General features: G+C 36.1%; 15 protein-coding genes and 1 tRNA gene. 7 read left to right on the top strand and 9 right to left on the bottom strand.

Annotated elements, in window-relative coordinates; genetic code table 11:
* The first annotated feature begins 6 nt into the window (after positions 1 to 6).
* Positions 7 to 771 (top strand): hypothetical protein, encoded by a 765-nt coding sequence (locus tag Q3Y49_RS14090; RefSeq protein WP_303269021.1) that lies wholly within the window; start codon positions 7 to 9, stop codon positions 769 to 771.
* Positions 772 to 853: 82 nt separating this feature from the next.
* Positions 854 to 1,117 (top strand): hypothetical protein, encoded by a 264-nt coding sequence (locus tag Q3Y49_RS14095; protein ID WP_303269022.1) that lies wholly within the window; start codon positions 854 to 856, stop codon positions 1,115 to 1,117.
* A 242-nt stretch (positions 1,118 to 1,359) separates the two neighbouring features.
* Here Q3Y49_RS14095 and Q3Y49_RS14100 read toward each other — a convergent pair whose 3' ends face one another.
* From Q3Y49_RS14100 to Q3Y49_RS14125, 6 genes are all read right to left on the bottom strand, one after another.
* Positions 1,360 to 2,010: a 50S ribosomal protein L25/general stress protein Ctc gene (locus Q3Y49_RS14100; RefSeq protein ID WP_303269024.1), complete on the bottom strand. Its 651-nt coding sequence runs from the start codon at positions 2,008 to 2,010 to the stop codon at positions 1,360 to 1,362.
* A gap of 43 nt (positions 2,011 to 2,053) precedes the next feature.
* The gene (locus Q3Y49_RS14105; protein WP_303269025.1) at positions 2,054 to 2,980 is read right to left on the bottom strand and encodes a ribose-phosphate pyrophosphokinase; all 927 of its coding nucleotides are present in this window, start codon (positions 2,978 to 2,980) and stop codon (positions 2,054 to 2,056) included.
* A 63-nt stretch (positions 2,981 to 3,043) separates the two neighbouring features.
* Positions 3,044 to 3,116 (bottom strand) — tRNA-Gln (locus Q3Y49_RS14110).
* A gap of 77 nt (positions 3,117 to 3,193) precedes the next feature.
* The gene (locus Q3Y49_RS14115) at positions 3,194 to 3,748 is read right to left on the bottom strand and encodes a DUF4136 domain-containing protein (protein WP_303269026.1); all 555 of its coding nucleotides are present in this window, start codon (positions 3,746 to 3,748) and stop codon (positions 3,194 to 3,196) included.
* 68 nt (positions 3,749 to 3,816) lie between these two features.
* Positions 3,817 to 7,506 (bottom strand): phosphoribosylformylglycinamidine synthase, encoded by a 3,690-nt coding sequence (purL, locus tag Q3Y49_RS14120; protein WP_303269027.1) that lies wholly within the window; start codon positions 7,504 to 7,506, stop codon positions 3,817 to 3,819.
* Between the two features lie 73 nt (positions 7,507 to 7,579).
* On the bottom strand, positions 7,580 to 8,506 hold the full coding sequence (locus Q3Y49_RS14125; protein ID WP_303269028.1) for an alpha/beta fold hydrolase: 927 nt from the start codon (positions 8,504 to 8,506) through the stop codon (positions 7,580 to 7,582).
* 219 nt (positions 8,507 to 8,725) lie between these two features.
* Here Q3Y49_RS14125 and Q3Y49_RS14130 point away from each other — a divergent pair, with 219 nt between their 5' ends.
* The 5 genes from Q3Y49_RS14130 (at position 8,726) to Q3Y49_RS14150 (ending at position 16,626) form a co-directional block, all read left to right on the top strand.
* Complete coding sequence (locus tag Q3Y49_RS14130) at positions 8,726 to 9,340, top strand: TetR/AcrR family transcriptional regulator (protein WP_303269029.1); 615 nt, start codon at positions 8,726 to 8,728, stop codon at positions 9,338 to 9,340.
* Positions 9,333 to 10,691 (top strand): TolC family protein, encoded by a 1,359-nt coding sequence (locus tag Q3Y49_RS14135; RefSeq protein WP_303269030.1) that lies wholly within the window; start codon positions 9,333 to 9,335, stop codon positions 10,689 to 10,691. The genes Q3Y49_RS14130 and Q3Y49_RS14135 overlap by 8 nt, the downstream gene beginning before the upstream one ends.
* Positions 10,692 to 10,719: 28 nt before the next feature.
* Complete coding sequence (locus tag Q3Y49_RS14140; RefSeq protein WP_303269031.1) at positions 10,720 to 11,856, top strand: efflux RND transporter periplasmic adaptor subunit; 1,137 nt, start codon at positions 10,720 to 10,722, stop codon at positions 11,854 to 11,856.
* Positions 11,857 to 11,874: 18 nt separating this feature from the next.
* The gene (locus Q3Y49_RS14145) at positions 11,875 to 15,279 is read left to right on the top strand and encodes an efflux RND transporter permease subunit (RefSeq protein ID WP_303269032.1); all 3,405 of its coding nucleotides are present in this window, start codon (positions 11,875 to 11,877) and stop codon (positions 15,277 to 15,279) included.
* A 90-nt stretch (positions 15,280 to 15,369) separates the two neighbouring features.
* Positions 15,370 to 16,626, top strand: coding sequence for a metallophosphoesterase (locus Q3Y49_RS14150; protein WP_303269033.1), 1,257 nt, complete (start codon positions 15,370 to 15,372; stop codon positions 16,624 to 16,626).
* A gap of 246 nt (positions 16,627 to 16,872) precedes the next feature.
* On the opposite strand, the gene Q3Y49_RS14155 is transcribed toward Q3Y49_RS14150, so the two are convergent.
* The 3 genes from Q3Y49_RS14155 to tnpA form a co-directional block, all read right to left on the bottom strand.
* Positions 16,873 to 20,199: a T9SS type A sorting domain-containing protein gene (locus tag Q3Y49_RS14155; RefSeq protein WP_303269035.1), complete on the bottom strand. Its 3,327-nt coding sequence runs from the start codon at positions 20,197 to 20,199 to the stop codon at positions 16,873 to 16,875.
* 225 nt (positions 20,200 to 20,424) lie between these two features.
* Complete coding sequence (pth, locus tag Q3Y49_RS14160) at positions 20,425 to 20,985, bottom strand: aminoacyl-tRNA hydrolase (protein ID WP_303269036.1); 561 nt, start codon at positions 20,983 to 20,985, stop codon at positions 20,425 to 20,427.
* A gap of 344 nt (positions 20,986 to 21,329) precedes the next feature.
* On the bottom strand, positions 21,330 to 21,782 hold the full coding sequence (tnpA, locus tag Q3Y49_RS14165; protein WP_303269037.1) for an IS200/IS605 family transposase: 453 nt from the start codon (positions 21,780 to 21,782) through the stop codon (positions 21,330 to 21,332).
* Between the last annotated feature and the right edge of the window lie 467 nt (positions 21,783 to 22,249).

Genomic DNA, 22,249 nt, shown 5'->3' on the forward strand with positions numbered 1-22,249 from the left:
GAGAATATGAACTTTACAAATTACGAACATACTGTAATTAAAGAGCTTGAAAAAAGAGCAGGTGATGTTTTGTATTTGAAAGATATAGCTCCGTTTTTTATTTTTAAAAGCTGTTTGCAGATTTCTACTTATACCCAAACTGCATTTATTCAAGTGGGAGATAATATGCAAGCCGCATTATCGGAGTACTTTCAATTGATTGTATTTATAAAAAAGTTGGAAGAAGGTTTTTGTTATTCAATCCCATATACACCTCTGGAAGACAATTCGGTGCAAATTGGAAATAATGATTTTGAGGAATATCAACAACATACCATTGCGGATGGGGACTTATTAATTCAATTATTTTCATATTCAGCTAAAAAGTATGTCATTGCTCCTAATGCCTCCGACCAATTTTACCAAAAAGCAAAGCAGTCAAATATAAACCTTATTATCCCAAGTATTATACTACTTCTTTTATTCTTATTTATAGGAGCAATTGGGTATCAGTCTTATCTTGATAATAACAGTATGAGATTGAAACAAGAAGCTATACGAGCAGATTTAAAGGAGCAAAAACTAAAAATAGGTTTACTTTCTGAGCGATTTGAAAGTCATGAACAGTATCAAAAGGAGGTTCAAAAAGCTGTTCAGAATAACTTCAAAGTGATTAAGGAATCATTACAGGAGCAAAACCATAGCTTAATGAACATTAAATACTGGAATCAGCAGCAGTACAATCAATTAACGAATTTGTATACAATAATTAGAGACGATTCAATTGATTAGAGTTTTTATTAGGCATTAAAATTGAATTGAGTACATATTTTCATAACTTTCAATTCAACTAATCACAATAAATTTAGGAATTATGGAAATTTTAGAGAAAATCAAATCGAAAGGCATAGTGGCTTTAGCAGCTATATTCTTCTTGTCAGTTGCGTTATCATCTTGTGGAGATGGAAAGAAAGAGGCCTCTTCTGAAGAAGGATCAACGGAAGAAGTTATGGAGGAAGTAGAAAAAAATGAGCATCCTACAGATGTTAGTGGTTCAGAACATCCAAGCAGTGATGAGGAGTCGGATTCTACCAAAGAGGAGCATCCTTCAGGAGGAGGTGAACATCCAAGTAATTAATTCAGGTAAAATTTGTATTAACTGCCAATAGTGTTCTTTCCAGAATCTGTTACTAAATGTAGTTTATCTTAATTTTAAAGATGAATTTCAATTTATTCGCTCAGAACCTGGGAGGGCAAAAGAGTAGCAGGTGTGATAAAACAAAATTTAGAAATTTTACTCTGCATATGAACAAAAAAAATCCTGTCTAAAAAAAAATAGACAGGATTTTTTTGTAATATGATGAATTGTATAAAAGTGAATTAGCTTTCAGCTCCTTCTGCCGGTGCATCACCACCCTCAGCTGGTGCTTCAGCTCCTTCTTCTAACTCTTCAACATCTTCTTCATCATCCGTAGATTTTCCTCTTAGTGCTCTTGGAATTTCAACAACTGCAATCGATGCCTGTGGAGTATCTAAAATCTCACAGTTTTCAACAGATACTGTTTCAACTTTGATTGACTTACCAAAGTCAAGTGCACTAATATTTAAAGTAATATGCTCAGGCATATCTTTCGGTAAAGCTTTTACCAAAAGATTTCTTCTTTTGTGAATCAAAGTTCCCCCCTTAGTTACACCAGGTGCAGTTCCTTCCAAATGAACAGGAATGTTCATTTTGATTTTCTTTCCTTTATGTAATTGTAAGAAATCAGCATGTAAAATGATTTCGCTTACTGGGTGGAAAGATACATCTTGTAGTATTGCTTGGTACTCATCGCCTTCAATGTTAATGTTAATGAAGTGAGCATCTGCAGTAAATACTATCGGGCGAAAAAGAATCATTGGCGCATAAAAGTGGATTTGTTCGTCACCACCGTATAGTACGGAAGGAACCATTGCTTCCGCTCTTAATCTTTTCGCCTCTTTTTTGCCAAGATTTGCTCTTTTATACCCTATAATCTCAACAGTTTTCATAATATATTTTTGTTAAAAGTGAATAATTACTATTTCTAAAATCTTAAATAAACAATGAACTAATAGATTCATTGTCATGAATCTTTCTTATGGCTTTGGCAAACATATCGGCTACCGAAAGCACTTTTATTTTGTCAGACTTTTGCTTTAATGGTAAAGTATCAGTCGTGATTAACTCGTCCAACTGCGAATTAGCAATATTTTCATATGCATTTCCAGATAGGACTGGGTGAGTAATAATTGCTCTAACAGATTTTGCGCCTTTCTCCTTCAACATATCTGCCGCCTTGCATAATGTGCCGGCTGTATCGACTAAGTCATCAAAAATGATTACATCTTTATCTTGAACATCTCCGATTACCTGCATCGAGGCCACTTCATTGGCTTTCTTTCTTTGCTTATCACAAACTACCATATCTAGTTGGAAGTGCTTAGCATACTTTCGTGCTCTCGCTGTACCTCCTACATCAGGTGATGCAAAAATGGTGTCGGGAGTAATGCTTTCCTGTAAGTAAGGAACAAAGATAGCAGAAGCATCCATATGATCTACCGGAATATTAAAGAAGCCTTGGATTTGACCTGCATGCAAATCGCACGTTACAATTCTGTCTGCACCTGCTGCTTCAAAAATATTTGCTAACATTTTAGCCCCAATTGCCACTCTAGGTTTGTCCTTCCGGTCTTGTCGTGCATAGCCAAAATAAGGAACTACCAATGTTACTTTATATGCACTTGCTCTTCTAGCTGCATCTATCATCAAAAGCAATTCCATGATATTGTCAGCAGGAGGGAAGGTTGATTGAATTAGGAAAACGTGATGACCTCTAATTGACTCCGTAAAGTAAGGTGAAAGCTCACCATCACTGAATTTTTGTAACTCCACATCCCCAAGTGGTTTTCCATAGCTCATTGCTATTCTTTCAGAAAGATATTTTGACGTTGAACCGGAAAAAATTTTGACAGAGGACATGGTTTTATTTTTTTGCGCTTAAAATAAAATATCCCATCCTATATTAATAAGGACGGGATTTTGTTGCCCGACTAGGGCTCGAACCTAGACTCTTCTGTACCAAAAACAGACGTGTTGCCAGTTACACCATCGGGCATTTTCTGTGCCCCTCTTGCAAAGGGAATACAAAGGTAGAAATGGATTTTTTATTTGCAAATAAAGTGTTGAAAAAAATTAATTATTTTTTCTGTTTGGCACGTGCGAGTAATTATTCAATATGCTTAATACCGCTACTCTTATCTTTCTAGGATCATCAAAAATGTTCTCTGAATACAAATCGGTGGTATATCCTTGCCAAATCATTGAATAATCATTGCTTTCAGTGAAATTAATGACTAGCGTTCCTTGATCTATTTGAAACTTCTTCTTCTGATACTTTTCTTTCTCTTTTTCAGTGTCGCTGCGGTACCTGATAAAACTTTCCATCTTTGGCTGTTCATAACCTTTATATTTCAAGGAATCTTCAATGAAAAAATAGCTAACATAGAAACTTGGGTTATCTGGATTGTATTCATATCCTAAAAGTTCTAAATGGCTCTTTATCGTTGATTTCACTAATTTTTGTGGTGCTTCAGGCATATAAGTTTCAGTCATGAAGAAGTCAAAGGACTTATAGCTATCAAAATCACCTAGAAAATTGTAATCATATTCTACTGGATATTCTTTAGAAACAAAGCAACCATTTATAATCAAAAATAATAATAGCAGAGGTATGTAAAATTTTTTCATAGTCTCAATTTAACAATAATATTCCTATTCTGTTTTGAATTTACAGAAGATTTTGAAATTTATCATTTTCACGACACTTTCTCAACCCATTTCCTGGCATTTACCAAAGCTTCTACCCAGGGAGAAATATCATCCGATTTTCTTTCATTAGGGTAATGAGCCCAGTTCCACGGAAAGATGCTTCGTTCTAAATGTGGCATAATGGCCAAATGTCTGCCGTCCTTGGAGCAGATGGCTGCTGAATTGAAATCTGACCCATTAGGATTGCCAGGGTATTGCTCGTAGCTGTATTTTACTGGTATATTATACTCAGATTCGTTTAAAGGCATTTCAAATTTACCCTCTCCGTGCGCTACCCAAATTCCTAACTTGGTGTTTTTCAAGCTCCTCAGCATCACCGAATTATTATCTTGTACTTCCACATTGACGAATGAACATTCAAATTTATTAGAATCATTATGGGCCATAGTGATTTTCTCTTTCTGCTCTGGGTAAATTAAGTCTAATGCTACCATTAATTGGCAGCCGTTGCAAACGCCCATACTTATCGTATCTTTCCTAGCATAGAATTTCTCTAAGGCAGTTTTGGCATGATCATTATATTTAAATGCACCAGCCCAACCCTTTGCTGACCCTAATACATCTGAATTGGAGAAACCACCTGTAAAAACAATGAAATTGACATCTGATAAATCCTCGGCCCCGCTCATTAAATCGGTCATGTGAATATCTTTCACATCAAAGCCGGCCATGTACATCATATAAGCCATTTCTCTTTCACTATTCACGCCTTTTTCTCTAATAATGGCTGCTTTTATTCCACTTTCTGTAGTTCTGTTTGAATCTAATCCTAAAGACTCGAAAGTTCCTTTGAAATGCTCAGGGAAGTTAAACGATAAGCTTTGGTTCTTATAATTGTCAAAGCGAGCTTTAGCTAAGTCCTTTCCGCTTTGTTTTTCATCTAGCAAATAAGAAGTTTCATACCATTCGTCTCTTAGTGCTTTTACGTCAAAAATTAATTTTTGAGTGTCTTTGATGATATTTACTTTGGCTGAATGGTTTACTGTGCCCAATGAAACTACATCAATTCCATTATTTTTTAGCTCCTCAAAAATAGTTTTGTCATCAATTTGTAGTAATAGCCCAGCCTGTTCGCTAAATAGTAATTTTGCTAAATCTTTCTCAGAAAAATCATTAAAATTCAGATCCAGTCCGAGGGTTTGATGAGGGAATACTGTTTCGAGAATGCTTGTAATCAAACCCCCAGAGCCAACGTCATGCCCAGATAAAATCTTTTTATCATGAATTAATTTCTGAACAGCTTCAAAAGCTTCCTTGAAATGTGAAGCTGAATTTATTTCAACAGTTTTTTCTCCTAAAGAAGCTCTAGTTTGCGCGAATGCTGAACCGCCCAATTCAAAACTCCCTTTTCCCATATTGATATAGATCAAGTGGCTGTCCTCATTTGGGATCAAAGCAGTTTCCAATGTTTTCCGTATATCAGAAACTTCACCTGCTGCTGAAATAATTACAGTTCCTGGGGCATAAACTTTATCCCCTGAAGGATATTTCTGAACCATGGAAAGAGAATCCTTACCTGTTGGGATGTTAATGCCTAGATCTATTGCAAAATCACTAATGGCTTCCACCGCTTCATATAACCTGGCATTCTCACCTTCATTTTTTGCTGGCCACATCCAGTTGGCACTTAAGGAAATCCCTTTTAAGCCATCTTGAATTGGGGCGAAAACGATATTAGTCAAAGCTTCTGCAATCGAAAGTTCAGAACCCGCTTTTGGATCAATCAAGGCGCTGACTGGCGCATGTCCTATAGAAGTGGCAATTCCCTTTTCTCCCTTGAAGTCCAATGCCATTACGGCAACATTATTTAAAGGCAATTGAATTGGTCCTGAAGTTTGTTGTTTAGCTACTTTTCCTGTTACACATCTATCCACTTTATTGGTCAGCCAGTCTTTACAAGCTACGGATTCCAATTTCAAAACATTCTTAATGTAACCTTCAATTTCTTTAGGGTCATATTGCAAGGAAGTGAAATGAGTAGTTTGTTTTTGATCTGCTAAAATGGTCTTTGGAGCACTCCCGAACATGGAAGCCAAAGGCCAATCCACTGGGTTTTTTCCAGTTTCTTTATCTTCGAAACTAAAATGGTGGTCTCCGGTAATTTCACCAACTACATAAAAAGGAGCTCTTTCACGTTGGGATACTTTTTCTAGTTTGGCAATATCTTTTGCTTTTATAACCAGCCCCATTCGTTCCTGGGATTCGTTTCCAACTATCTCTTTTGCTGATAAAGTAGTGTCACCAACCGGAAGTTTCCTTAAATCAATTTTTCCACCGGTGTCTTCTACCAATTCTGAAAGGCAATTTAAATGTCCACCAGCACCATGGTCGTGTATAGAAACAATTGGGTTTTCTGAAGATTCAGCCATAGCACGGATCGCATTAGCCACTCTTTTTTGCATCTCTGGATTTGCACGCTGAACGGCATTTAATTCTATTTGATTGGCAAATGAGCCTGTATCAACAGAAGAAACCGCGCTTCCGCCCATTCCAATTCTATAGTTATCACCACCCATTACGACAATTTTATCGCCTTTTTGTGGAACATCTTTTTTACTTTGCTCTGCTACTCCATAACCAATTCCACCAGCTTGCATGATTACTTTATCATAGCCATACTTTTTCCCGGCATGTTCATGTTCAAATGTTAATACAGAACCTGAAATAAGAGGTTGTCCAAATTTATTTCCAAAATCTGAAGCACCATTAGAAGCTTTGATCAAAATATCTACAGGACTTTGATACAACCAAGGTCGCTCTTCCATTTGGTTTTCCCATGGTCTGTTATCTTTTAATCGCGAATATGAAGTCATATAGACGGCAGTACCTGCTAATGGGATTCCCGCTTTTCCGCCTGCCATTCTATCTCTGATTTCGCCACCAGAACCTGTAGCCGCACCATAGAATGGTTCTACAGTAGTTGGGAAGTTATGGGTTTCAGCTTTCAGTGAAATAACAGATTTAAACTTCTTTTTTTGAAAATAATCTGCTTTTTCAGGATTAGGAGAGGAAAATTGTTCTACTTCAGGTCCTTCAACATAAGCCACATTATCTTTATAAGCCGAAACAATTCTGTTCGGGTTTTCTTTGGAAGTCCTTTTAATCATTTGAAAAAGTGTGTGAGGCATTTCTTTTCCATCGATCACAAAAGTTCCATTGAATATTTTATGTCTACAATGCTCAGAATTGACCTGTGAAAAGCCGAAGACTTCACTATCGGTCAAAGGACGTGCTAAATCTTTGCTAACCTGTTCAAGGTATTCAATTTCCTCTATACTAAGCGCTAAGCCTTCTTTTTCATTATAGCTTGCAATATCCTCAATTAATTCAACAGCATCAGGCTGTTTATCGATAGTGAAAATATTTTCATTCAAGCCTTGATACTTCGCCTGAAGCATCGGGTCAATTATGTCACTTAGCTTATCAATGCTTTCAAACACTTCAATTCTGAAGATGCCTGTTAGTCCCATGGTTTGAGTTATTTCCACCGCATTTGTACTCCATGGGCTTACCATTTCTTTTCTAGGCCCCACATAAATGCCATTTAATGCAGAAGGAGGAATTACTTTTTCTGCATCCAGTAACCATAAAAGTTTTTCTGAGTCAGTTTCTGAAAATGGATTGTGATGTCCTAAAGCGTAGATTTGGTGATTTTTACCCTGAAAAAAGCTAAGCATAATGAATTTTATGTAGGTGGAATTATTAAAGTCGCAAAGTTAGAAATTATCCATTATTTTGAATAGAGAATGCTTAAATAAGTTGACATGTTTTCAAGTTGGCAAGTTTGTTAATGCTTTGATGAAAATTAATATTACTAATTTGATACATACTTTCTCGCCACAGAATAAAGTTCCTCAAATTTCCTCTTTGGGGATTAAGGGGCTGGGCCAAATGCTTTGCTGTATCAGCTATCAAGGTATTATGTCCCGCCTCCAAAATAACATGCTCGTATTCTTTAACATGCTTTAATAAATCCATCATATTGTCTGCTTTAATGATTTTATCGTATTTTCCCGTGAACATCATCATAGGAATTTTATTCTGATTGATGAGGAAGGCAATTAATTTTAAGTCAAATTTAAGATGTCTGAACACAACCCAAGTCAAATAAACTCTTCTACGTTTCTCTCTAGTGTTCATTTGAGTATTGGCGAATTTCAATAGGCTTTTATCCACTATACCTAAGCTTTTGGTGAAAGTTAATATTTGATAAAAGTATTTAGGCTTCACAATCATTGCCCGGAAGAATCTTCTAAAAGAATTAGGGTAAGTAGCCAGACTGTACCAAAATGAAGTTTTAATACCATCAGGTGCTATTAAAATAAACTCTTTAATTTTTCTGGGAAATAGCTCCAAGCTCGCCAATGCAAATTTCCCGCCCATGCTGTAGCCCACAACTGCAAAATTCTCGATCTGATGCTTTTCCAAAAAAGATTTTAAAATTGATTCCCAATCCTGCTTTTCTAAAGCTTGATTTCGGTCTTTCCACTCACTATTACCATGATAGAATATATCAAAAGCATATACAGTATATTTTTCTCCCAAGAAATCAGAAAAGGGTAAGTAAATCTCCTTAGACTGTCCAAAGCCATGAAAGGCTAAGAGTGGAGTTTTGCCATTTCCAGCTACAGAATAATATAAAGTATTTTTACCAAATTTTATATGGCTATTCTTCATTTATAAAAAATAATTGTAATAATTCAAATTATTAAACAGTATTAAAATTTAGTATGGCGTGAAATCCATTACTTTTATAAGTATCTATTATTCAATAATTTATATATATTTTTCAATAATTATAAAATTATGTAAACAAATGCTACATATGCCCGTTGGAAACGCAGGAAACTTTTAAACCAATTATAGTTTCTCAAGTTTAAATCGCAATATAATCATTTGAGTACAGAGAAAAACATATTAGAGGGCGCAAAAAGCTTATTTATGCAATTCGGCTTGAAATCCATCACCATGGACGACATTGCCAGAAAGGTTGGTGTAAGCAAAAAAACAATCTATCAATTCTTTAGTGATAAGAACAGCATTGTATTTAAGTCGGTTCATGAGCATTTTTCTGATCACCGTCAGGAAATTGAAAATGTTTTGGACAATAGCAAGAATTCCATTGAAGCGATGTATCGTATTTCAAAATGTATGAAAGGACAAGTAGAGGCCATTAATCCTACCGTACTTTATGATTTACAACGTTATTTTCCGAAAGCTCACAAAAGGTTTTTGGAATTTAAAAATACATTTATTAAAGAACGTATGATGGGTATTCTAGAAGATGGCGTCAAGTCGGGATATTTTAGACAGGAAATCAACCCTGAAATCCTTATTATTCAAAGAATTGAGCAAGTTCAATTGGCCTTTAATAATGACATTTATCCAAGAGATAAATTTGATTTTAAGGAAATACATGAACAGCTATTTGACCATTTTTTACATGGTATTTTAACAGAAAAAGGAAAAGAGAAATATAATCAATATTTAAATGAAGAGCAGCATGCTTAACAAAATCAGATTTTTTTGTGCCATGGCTTTATTAATGCCATTGAGTTTATTGGGCCAAGAGGAGAGTGCCAACCCAATGAGTTTGGAGGAATGTGTGAATTACGCATTAGAAAATAATCGTAATCTAAAAACCACCAGATTGGAAGAGGCGATAGCAGAAACTCAAGTTGGGGAAACCAGATCAATGGGATTGCCACAAGTCAAGTTTCAGACTGGGGTGAATTATAATTATGAAGTTCAAAAGGCTTTCCTTCCGGAAACTTTTGTGAATCCGCAAGGCGATCCTGAAAATTCAGTGGCAGCACCTTTTGGAGTAGATTACGATGGAAATGCCAATTTTTCAGTTTCGCAACTTCTTTTTGACGGATCGTATTTTGTTGGATTACAAGCCGCCAAAACCTTAAGAGAATTAAGGCAAAAAGAATCTAATCAATCGGAAGTGGAAACCGTGGAAGCTATTACCAAAGCCTATTATTTGGTTTTAATTTCTCAGGAGCGTCTTGAATTGTTAGATGCAAACCAAGAGCAACTGCAAAGGGTTTTGAATGAAACAAGAGCTTTATATGAAAACGGTTTTGCTGAAAAAATAGATGTTGATAGGATTACAGTAAATTACAATAACATTCAGACTGAAAACAGCAAAGCAAAAAGAAATTTTAATGTTTCCATGAACATGCTTAAGTTCCAAATGGGAATGGCTTTGAATTCACCACTTGAACTCTCAGGGAATATTTCAACTTTGAATTTGGAAGTTGGTGAATACTTAAACAAGTCAGAAAATTTTGACTACAGGGAAAGAGTTGAATATTCCGTTTTACAAACTAACCAGGATTTGGCCAATTTAGATCTTAGAAACAATAAGGCCACTTTATTGCCTAAATTATATGCAAATGCTAATTATGGCTGGAACACGGGTACAAACCGGACTTCAGAGCTATTTCAATTTAACGACAGATGGTTAAGTTTCGGTGCTATTGGTTTAAGTTTTCAGTGGGATTTGTTTACTGGCTTAAATCGCTCGAGCAAAATGGAGAAAAACCGAATCCAAATAGAGCAAATTGAAATCCAAAAGGAGCAATTACAAAGCTCTATTAATATGGAAATTACACAAGCTGAAAATGATCTAAAATCTGCTAAGGAAAGCCTGGACGTTCAAAAGCAAAATATGGAATTAGCACTTTCGGTTTACAAACAGGTAGAAACCAAATACAAAAATGGAATGGCTAGCAGCCGAGAGTTATTGGATGCTGAAACTGCTAAAAAAGAGGCAGAAACCAATTATTATGGCTCTTTATATGATGCTGTAATTGCCAAAATAGAATTAGAAAAAGCATTAGGAATACTTTATTGATTTGAAAAAAATGAGACCAACTATAATAATGAAAAATTCAATTTTAATACTTGCACTTGCTGTTTTAATGGGAGCCTGCAACGAGGGTTCTGAATCAGAGAAGCTGAAAGCAAAACTGGAGAAAATAGAAAAGGACATTCAGTCCCAAACTATTGAAGCAGCTGAATTGAAAGAGCAAATTGCTGAACTGGATCCTGAGTTTGCTAAAGTTACTGATCAATCTGTCTTAATTAAATCTGAAACAGTAAAACCACTGGATTTTAAACATAAAATTCAGGTTCAGGGAGAGGTTGCCTCGCGTAAAAATATTACTATGGGAGCTGAAACAATGGGAAGAGTTACCCAAGTAAATGTATCGCCTGGAGATATGGTGAAACGCAACCAACTTTTGGTGAAATTGGATGCGCCTACTACAGAGAATAGTATTAAGGAATTGAAAACAGCTCTAGATTTAGCGGGCACTATTTTTGAAAAACAAAAGAACCTGTGGGAGGAAAAGATTGGAACTGAAGTTCAGTATCTAGAAGCAAAAAATAGAAAGGAAACATTGGAGCGGCAATTGGCCACAGCTCAATCGCAATTAGACATGGCCTTCATAAGAGCTCCATTCAATGGAAGAATTAATGATGTTAGCGTCAATACTGGAGAATTGGTGCAGCCAGGAATGCCTATTTTAAATATGGTAAGTCAAGAGGAAATGTATTTGCAAGCAGCCGTTTCAGAGGATTATATTAATGATTTTGATCAAGGTGATTCTGTAGAAGTTTATTTGCCCTCCATTAAAAAGTCATTTTCCACAATTGTAAGCGCAGTAAGTTACGTCATCAATCCCAATAACCGTACTTTTCAGTTGGAAGTAAAAGTTAATGAATTCGTGGACAAGCTGAAACCTAATCAGTTTGCTCGTCTGACCCTAGTAGATTACGAAAATGAGAGTGCAATCGTAGTTCCTTCTGATGTTGTGCAACAAGACAATATTGGGAATTTCGTTTATGTGGTGAAATCAGAAAAGAATCAGAAGAAAGCTGAAAAAGTCAGGGTCGAAAGAGGAAAAACCTATAATGGCAATACTGAAATCCTGAAAGGAATTAAATCTGGAGATGTTATTATCTCTGAAGGATATCGTGAGGCAGTGAATGGAATAGCGGTTCGTTTAGCACAATAATTTCGAAATAGGATATTTATGAGTGATCAAAATAAAAAGAAAGTAGAAAAGGAGTTTGGGCTGACGACTTTATCGGTCAATAACAGAACAACAGTTTATGTATTGGCTTTATTGATAGTGGTTTTAGGTGTGTTTTCTTATATCAACTTACCAAAAGAAAACTTCCCGGAAATCTCGCAGCCTACGATTTACGTTGGAACACCTCATCCTGGAAATTCTCCAGCGGATATGGAAAAATTGATTACCCGTCCTTTGGAAAAGGAAATCAATACGATTTCCTCTGTGGACAATATAAAATCCACTTCTGTTCAGGATTTTTCTACCATCATCATTGAATTTACAACCGAAACCGATGTGGACGAAGCGCTTCAAGAGGTAAAGGATGCAGTAGACCAAGCCAAGTCTGAACTTCCATCCGATTTGCAGGATGACCCCAATGTATTTGAGCTTAATGTAGCGGAATTCCCTATTATGAATATAAATCTTTCTGGTAATTACAGTGTCGAAACTTTGAATTCGTACGCTGAATACTTAGAGGAAGAAATGGAGAAATTCCCTGAAATGTCTAAAGCAGAAATTAGAGGTGTTGATGACAAGGAAGTTCGCATCATGGTGGATCCTTTAGAAATGGAAGCACGAAAAATCAGTTTTAATGATATTGAAACAGCAGTGCAGCAGGAAAATATGACCATGTCTGGGGGTAATATCAAATTAGGGAAGATTAGAAGAACTGTATCAATATCCGGTGAATATAATGATCCCAAGGATTTGGAAAATTTGATTATTAAAAATGAAAATGCCAATATCGTTTACCTTAAAGATATAGCCACTATTGAATTTGATTACAAGGAGAAACAGAGTTATGCTCGCTTGAATAATGAAGCAGTAGTGATGGTTGATGCTGTAAAAAGAAGTGGTGAAAACCTCTTGATTTTGACAGATAAAATCTATGAAGTGGTGGAGAACGCTAAAGCAGAGGTTTTTCCTGAAGACTTAGTGGTTACGATAACAAATGATCAATCACAGCAAACTAGAGACCAGGTTAGTAGTTTGGAAAACAATATTATCTCTGGTGTTATCTTGGTGGTCTTAGTGCTTTTATTCTTTTTAGGAACTAGAAATGCGCTTTTTGTTGGTATCGCCATTCCAATGTCGATGTTTATGGCGTTCATGATATTGGGAGCTCTGGGTATTACCATTAACATGATTGTACTTTTTTCACTGATTATGGCATTAGGAATGCTGGTGGACAATGGTATTGTGGTCGTGGAAAATGTGTATCGATTAATGGAGGAAGGCTATTCCCCGATCAAAGCCACCAAAATAGGAGTAGGGGAAGTAGCTATGCCAATTATTTCATCCACTGCTACCACGCTAGCTGCCTTTTTACCCTTGGCATTTTGGCCGGGGCTAATCGGTGAATTCATGAAATATTTACCTATTACGTTAATAATCACTTTAGGGTCTTCTTTATTTGTGGCTTTGGTAATCAATCCGGTCTTCATCGCCTCATTTATGCGATTGGACGAAGGAGGAAAACTCAACTATAAAAGAATTTGGAGAATAGCTGGTATTTCATTTGCCATAGGCGCAATATTTATCCTATTGAAAGTTTATGCCATAGGTAATCTAGCTATTTTATTTGGAGCACTTGGCCTTTTAAACACATACATTCTAACCCCACTTTCGCGAAAATTCCAAAGAGGATTGTTGCCAGCTGTAGAAAGGTTGTATTCTCGGACTTTAGGCTTTGCAGTGCAAGGATGGAATCCTTACTTCTTTCTAGGTGGGACTGTTGTAGCTTTAGTGGGCTCAGTGATGTTGCTAGGTGCATTTACTCCGAATGTCTTGTTTTTTCCGGAAAATGAGCCCAAGTATGTAAATGTTTTTGTAGAATTCCCGGTAGGAACAGATGTTGAATATACCAATGAGTTTTCCAAGAAAATAGAGAATGAAGTTAAAGACGTTATTACTCCATACTCTGATATAGTAGAGTCGGTTGTAGCTAATGTGGGGAGAGGAGCTAGTGATCCTAGTGATCCGACTGCTATGGGCCAATCCGATACGCCCAACAAGGGAAGGATAACCGTCAATTTTGTGGAATTCAAATATAGAGAAGGAGTTTCCACTACAAAAGTTATGAATGAGATTCGAGAGGCGGTTTCTGATAAGTATGCGGGAGTTTCCATCACGGTAGATAAAGATCAAGCAGGACCACCTACGGGTAAACCATTAAATATTGAAATTAGTGGTGAGGATTATGATAAATTGATTCAAATTACCGAAGATCTGACTGTATTTATCAATAAACAAAGTATTGGCGGAATTGAAGACTTGAAGAATGACTTGGAAGTTGGTAAGCCTGAATTGACAGTAAATATTGATCGGGAAAGTGCAAGGAGATTTGGCTTGAGTACCGCCACCATTGCCACTGAAATCAGGACTGGACTTTTTGGAAAGGAGATTTCTAAATACAAGGAAGGTGAAGATGATTACGAGATTCAATTGCGCTATACAGATGAATATCGTTATGATGTTGACGCCTTAATTAATAAAAAGATCACTTACAGAGATCAATCCTCCGGAAAAGTGAATCAAGTGCCAATCAGCGCTGTGGCGGATGTTAGTTATACCAGTACTTATGGTTCAATCAATCGAAAAGAATTGGATAGGGTAGTAACCGTTTATTCCAATATATTGGATGGTTATAATGCCACAAATGTAAATAACCAATTAAAAGCCGCTATGAAAGAATTTGAGGTTCCGGCTGGTTATGAGGTGAAATTCACAGGTGAGCAAGAGGAACAAGCAGAGGAATTGGAATTTTTAAGTATTGCATTATTATTGGCAGTATTTTTAATCTTTTTGATCATTGTTGCTCAATTTAATAGATTAACAGCACCATTTATCATCATGAGTTCTGTGGTTTTCAGTACCATTGGGGTTTTCTTGGGGCTTGTAGTTTTTCAAATGGATTTCGTGATTGTAATGACCATGATTGGAATTATATCACTGGCGGGTATTGTGGTAAATAATGCCATAGTACTGATAGATTTCATTGAAATTAGTAAATCCAATAAGAAATTAAACCTTGAAGAAGGCGAAAGTTTAACTTATGAGATGGTAAAAGAGGCAGTAATGCTGGCAGGGAAAACACGTTTGAGACCCGTATTGCTAACTGCTATAACGACCATTATAGGTTTAATTCCTTTGGCTATAGGTTTCAATTTCGATTTCATTCAATTATTTACAAGCTACGATCCAGACTTTTACCTTGGTGGAGATTCTGTTATGTTCTGGGAGCCGATTTGTTGGACAATTATATTTGGATTGTCATTTGCAACTTTCTTAACGTTAGTTATTGTACCAGTAATGTATCTTATTGCAAATCAATTAAATGCTAAATTTGGGATAGGTAGATGATGGATGCAGGGTGAAGGATGATGGATGTTAACACTCCATTATCTTTTACCCTTCCAGCCTACATCCAATCTCATTCATCCAACTTAACTCATGTCCAAAATCATACTCATACCGCTGGTAGCAGTAGTTTTCATTTTGATTGACCTATATGTCTTTCAGGCGGTTAAGATTGCTGTTCAAAATTTTGCCCCACTTGGAAAGAACATTGCTTTTGGGATCTATTGGGGATTTACGGCTATTACTTTGGTGGGCTTTTTTCTGTATCACTTCACCAACCCTGACTTGTTTTCAAGAGTTGCTAGACAGTTTATGTTGGTGATTGTATTCATGAATTACATTTCCAAAACGATTGCGTTACTGGTCTTGTTCATTGGCGATATTATCAGATTCGGACAATGGAGTTTTTATAAGATTTCAGATCTAATAAATAATTCTAGCAGTCTTGATGGAGGTGAAAAAATCAGTAGATCAGAATTTTTTGCGAAGTCAGCCTTGGTCGCTGGAAGCTTACCCTTAGCGGCCATGAGTTTCGGTATTATTTCAGGAGCACATGATTATCGAATTCGGAGAAAATCCATTGTGATACCCAATTTACCTAAGGCTTGGCATGGAGTTAAAGTGGCACAGCTTTCCGATATCCACAGTGGTAGTTTTTGGAATAGAATAGCTGTAGAGGGAGGAGTAGATATGCTTTTGGCGGAAAAGCCAGATCTTATCTTCTTTACTGGTGATCTGGTCAATAATGAAGCTAAAGAAGTCGAGAAATATATTCCAATTTTTTCGAAATTGAAAGCTGATCTAGGAGTGTATTCTACTTTAGGGAATCATGATTATGGAGACTATAAGAACTGGAGTAGCGAAAAAGCAAAAGCAAAAAACCTTGCAGACTTAAAAGAAGCTCATGGTATTATGGGTTGGGATTTACTAACCAATGAAAACAGGATTTTGAAAGTAGATAATGAGCCCTTGTCAGTACTTGGAGTGGAAAACTGGGGAGCAGGAAGATTTGCTAAATATGGTGATATCAGCAAAGCTTATGCGGGCACTGAAGATATACCCACGAAAATATTGCTTTCCCATGACCCAAGTCATTGGGATGCACAAATTAGAAAAGACTATCCTGATATTGATTTAATGCTGGCCGGACATACCCATGGATTTCAATTTGGGATAGAAATCCCTGGCTTTAAGTGGAGTCCGTCTCAATATGTGTACAAACAATGGGCAGGACTTTACCAAGAAGGCAATCAAAATTTATATGTAAATAGGGGATATGGCTATCTTGGTTATCCCGGAAGGATTGGGATACCACCTGAAATTACAATTTTAGAGTTGAGGCAGGGGTAATTTAATCCAAGAGTCTATATTCAGTTGACCCTATGGAATACTTAAGGAGTACCTTAGGTCAGACTGGAATCAGTTATACCCACTATCAGTTTTTTCAACATGGAGAAATTAGATGATACACTTTACTAAATTTGATTGGTTTTGGTGGCATCCTACTTTCAGTTCATGTAAATCATTCTAGCGTATTTACAATTGTAAAAATCAATGGTCATTCTTCAAAAATGACCCTTGACTTGTACTTTAACTTTATTCAATTACAATTCTCTTTAAGGCATATTCACCATTGGAAATAACTTTAAGGAAGTAAATACCCCTTTCTAGAGATTCGATATCCAAATTGATATTGTCTTTTTCCGCTGTTTGTTTAAGCACGATTTTTCCTTGAGTATTAATTAAATGAATATTTTGAATTATAGTGCCGTCCATTATGATCGATATTTTATCTGTTGCAGGAACTGGGAAAGCTTTTAGCCTGGAACTTAATTGTTCGCTCTGGGCAGTAATAAGAGCAGATTCTAACTCAGCATATTCAGAAGACTCAAATCTATTGAAAGCCTTTACTTTGTAATTATAGGATTGAAAAAGTTCAATGTCTTGATCAATAAAAGTGCTGGTTTCCACTGTGTCGGCAACGGTAAATTCACCTTCTGCTCCTGTCAATTTCAAAATTTCAAAACCGAGTACTGCTTGCTCGTATGACCACGAGATCGTTATTTGATCGTTTTGAATATTAGTAACCAACTCATTCGGTATTTCAAGAAATGCGGATTCTGGCGTCCTATAGTCAAAAATGTTAGGAGATTCTGAACTGAAGATGCCAACAGTAGATTTAGTCTTGTAATGGTATTGGTTGTCTAATTCTACTTCAAGATCGGTGTATTTTACTGAATCAACATTAATGGAGCTAAGAATTTCTGAAAAATCATCGTTATCGCCTGATTTATATAAGGTGATATAATGATCTGTTCTATAATCCTTTTCAGGAACAGCCATACTTAGTTCCGTTCCAGCTAGAAAATTGAAATTGAAACCAGCGGAATTGATCGGCAGGATACTGTCCGTAATAATTGAAACTTCATCAGTAAATGGAGAATAGAATCCTGAATTTATTGCTCTTATTTTATAGGCATAGTCAGTTTTTAGGTCTATACTACTATCAATAAAACTAAATGTTTCAGTTTCTAAAGTGTCAATCACAACAAAACTATTGGCTGCTGATTTTCTATAAACTTCAAATTGAGGATGTCTGCTATCATTACTGTTCCAAGTGATGTTGTTTCCGTTGTTAAAATCAAAACTGACATTGATGTTAGTTGGAGCAAGTGGGGCTGCAACATTTAATAATCCTATATTAAATAGAGGATAATCATCATTTCCTAAAAACGCACCACCAATCAAGAATTGGTTTTCGTTGTAGTATAATATTTTGTTTATAGCTGAACCAGCATAATTCCCTTGCGTAATCAAATCATAATCAAAATCAGTATAAACCTGTCCATCTAATCCTATTTTAGCAAATCCATCTACAGGAAATCCATTAATTGACGAAAACTGGCCGCCCACGTACAGGGTTGAGTCATTTAGCGCCACCATAGTATTGAAGGAATTGGAAGAAGCGTTGATGCTGCTATGATCCACAAGTATTCCATCTGTGTTAAACTGTAATAGAGGCCAATCATTAAATGTTTCTTTATCATCAGCAGAAGCAATAATAGTATTGTTTGATAGAACAACTATTGAATTCACTTTATATTTCGATAAGTCATTAGTGGAATTATAATCAAAGATCAAATCTCCGTTATTATCTATTTCCATCATAAAGGATTCACTATTAAGTTCTTTTTCTCCTGCAATTACTATTGTTTGGTTATCCTTTATTGCTATTGCATTGATAGTTGAGTTAGTTTCCAATAAGTTGTTGGCATCAAAACTTAAATCAAGACTACCATCTTGATTAAGTACAGCAATAGAATGTCTTTCTTCTCCATTTACAGAATTGAAGTGCCCCGTGACCAATATTTTGCCATCTGCAAGTTCTAGAACGTCCTTACCCACAATACCTTGTGAAATTGCTTGTATACTTGCTGTAAAGGATTCATCTAATACTCCTGATGTGCTAATTTTCATGATATTATTTACTGGCTTGCTGTTATAGGAATCCATTAAACCGGTAATTATTATACTACCATCACTTAATTTTGTCAAACTTCTAGGGGTGCCATTAATACCATTTCCAACAGCATTAAGAAATTCTGTATCAGCACTTCCATCAAGGTTTAATAATGCAATATTAGATGTTTCTGCGTTGCCAATTTTTGTAAATTCTCCTATGATTAAAGCTTTTCCATTTTCCAATACTAGGGCGTCATTAATGCTTGCCGTATAACCAGATTGAGGGGTGTAATCTTCTATTATATTGCCATTAAAGTCTGCTTTCAGTATCCTTTCAAGATTCAAGTTGCCTGAGGCGCTAAACTGACCAGAGGTGTAGAAGTGCTTCTCATTTGTTAGTATCGAATTATAATCAAAAAAGTATCCCTCGGGAGTCGAAATCGATAGATTGATTTTATTGAAATCTGAGACAAAATTCCCATCAATATCTATTTTAGTTATCAGCGAATTGGAAAAACTTGTTCGGCCATGCAAAATAAAATGATTGTCATTTGTCTGTGTAGAAGATACGTTTCCAGTAAAAGTCCCTCCTGCTTGTCCCAAAAGTGTGAAAGAAGGGTCTAATTTGCCAACTTGGTCAATTATTGCATAATTATTGGCATCATTTCCTTGAATGCTAGAAAAACTTCCGGAAATAAAGAAACGACCATCTGTCAAAGGAGTAATGTTTGTAACCATAGTAGGTCCTCCCTGTGATTGAATAATGTCGCCAATGTCAAAACTGTCATCAATTGTACCGTCCTCTTTTAATAGTACGAGGGTATTGTTTGATTCGCCATTGACATCTTCGAATTCTCCTCCCAAAAATATTTTGTCATTTTCCAATATTTCAAAAGTTATTGATTCTGTGGAGTAACTAATAGGACCGCTAGAAAACTGAAAACTATTATCAACTTCTCCTGTCGAAGTTAATCGTTGAATTGCTTTTGGAAAGTCTGCAGCAAATACTATTAGCTGTCCATCAGACTGCTTTCTTATGTGATGTACATTATTACAATTATTTGGTGCCTTGAAAGTATCATCAATGCTGCCATCCATATTGAATCGAAAAAGCCCTATTCCATTCTCAAAATAACCACCTCCGTATATTTTATTTATTTCAGCATCATAAAGCGCAGTTAAAAACTGTCCGTATGGTAACTCCGCTTCATTTATATTAAAATTAAGATCTGTGCTTCCATCGGGGTTTATTACGGCAAGATTGGCTGTTTTCTCTCCATTTAAATAAAAAAAGTCACCAATGATGATATTTCTTTCTTCAGTTATTGGCAAGATTTCTTTGACTAAAGAATTCCCAAGAATTTCTGGCTTGAAGGTCTTATCGAATACTTGTGATAGTGCTGCGTTGGCCAGTACCAAGTGAGTTGCTAAAGCTAATATTCGCTTACTGTAATAGTTCATATGTATGAGTTTTGGTTTTTGATCGGCTAATCTACATTATTTTACATGTATTCTTATGCTAAATACTAGCTTTTTACATATGAATTTTAGGGAAAGTATTGTCTAAAAAGTACCACTATTCGTCCTCCTTTGTATGGACGTTTTCTAAATTAGAACTTTATTATTGCCACAGACATAAAGGCACTTGTTTTTGGAAAATATAAGCGCTTTATTTTATAGAAAGAATCAATCATTAAACTCGCTCATGGTTCTATTGACTCCAATGGTAGAAAAGCCTAAAACCATATCACAGACCTTGTCCATCATGAAGGGTAATTCATCAAACTCCTGCTGACTGAAAGGACTTAAAACATAATCCACTTGCTGGCCTTTGTGAAAGTTGTCTCCAATGCCGAACTTTAATCGAGCATAATTCTGTCCGCCTGTTAAATCCTCAATATTTTTCAGACCATTATGACCAGCTGCTGAGCCTTTTGCTCTCAATCTCAACTTTCCAAAAGGCAGGGCGATATCATCTGTTATGACTAATAAGTTTTCTTTAGGGATTTTTAGTTCCTGCATCCAATAGTTGATGGCTTTGCCTGAGAGATTCATATAAGTTGTCGGCTTAATGAGGTGGATTTGCCTTCCTTTATATTTAAATTCACTTTTCATAGCCAATTTCAGGGTTTCAAACTCCACTTTTTGCTGGTCGGCCAATCTGTCTAAAGTTAAAAAACCGATGTTATGACGAGTGATTTCATATTCAGGGCCAATATTGCCCAAACCTGCTATTAGGTATTTCATGGATGAAGTACATTTTTGTTTGAATCCAAAAATAGGTCATTTTTATCGGAGTGCCGAGCAATTATCGATTCAAATTAGATGAATATAATTTGTAATAGGAGCAAGCTAGATTAAAGCATTTCTAGGTAGATCCTCTGTTTCGGTTTCAACTAACAGTATTTGGCATATTTCACCCCTTCAGGGCTAAGTTGAGTTTTGATTTTTAAGGGTGGGGCTTCACCCCATATTCAGATATTTCGTCCTTTCGGGACTTTTAGTCCTGAAAGGACGTATTTCTCTAAGACGGGGTGAAGCCCTGTGTGATCAGTAGTAGCCTTTCCCAAAGCCCTGAAAGGGCGGCATGATCAGTCCCAGACGTAGCGTTCATCATAATCAACATCATACTTCTTTAAAAACGCTATGTATTCTTCTTGAAATGTTTTCTTCCGATGATGTTTGTGTTGTCCAGCAATATATTCAATCACTGGATTCAGTTGAGAACAATTTACAGAAAAGGCGCCATATCCATTTTGCCAATAGAAATCTTCAAATTCTTCTCCTTTAGTTTTGATCCATTTAGAAGAGTGAGACTTTATTTCCTGCATGAGTTTAGTCAAAGTGATATTTTTAGATAGTCTGCAAAGTAGGTGAATGTGGTCTGTATATCCGCCTACTTTAATGACTTGACATCCTAATCTATTGCAAATCTCTCCTAAATAGCCATATAATTCTGGCTCTATACTTTTAGTAATAAGTGGTTGTCTATTTTTGGTACTGAATATTATGTGAAGATAATTTTGTACAAGTGCTTGTCCCATGGTTCATATATTTCGCCCCTTCAGGGCTGGGTTGAGTTTTGGCTTTTTTTAGCATGGGGTTACACCCCATATTAAGATATATAGTCCCTTCGGGACTTTTCTTTGTCCGATTACAATATCAAATCATTTTCAAACCCAAAGTAATTGATTTGATATTTATTTAGCAAATGATGGCGATTGAGTATTATTATTTTTTGAATCTTTTTGATTTTGTCCCATTACCCTGTATGGAATATTGGATTTTGAGGCCAAGGACTTTACCCACCTTGATAATAGGTTGTCCCCTGAGCATTATTTTTATTTGTCCTTGAAGCTTGATGAAGAAGATGTGAAGCCCTGAAACGGTATCATTAACAGATCCCAGAAGAGTTATCATTTCTCCATATATTTCGCCCCTTCAGGGCTAGGTTTAGTTGTGGTCTTTTAGAATGGGGCTTCACCCCATATTCAGATATTTCGTCCCTTCG

The sequence above is a fragment of the Marivirga harenae genome (assembly GCF_030534335.1).
Taxonomy (GTDB): domain Bacteria; phylum Bacteroidota; class Bacteroidia; order Cytophagales; family Cyclobacteriaceae; genus Marivirga; species Marivirga harenae.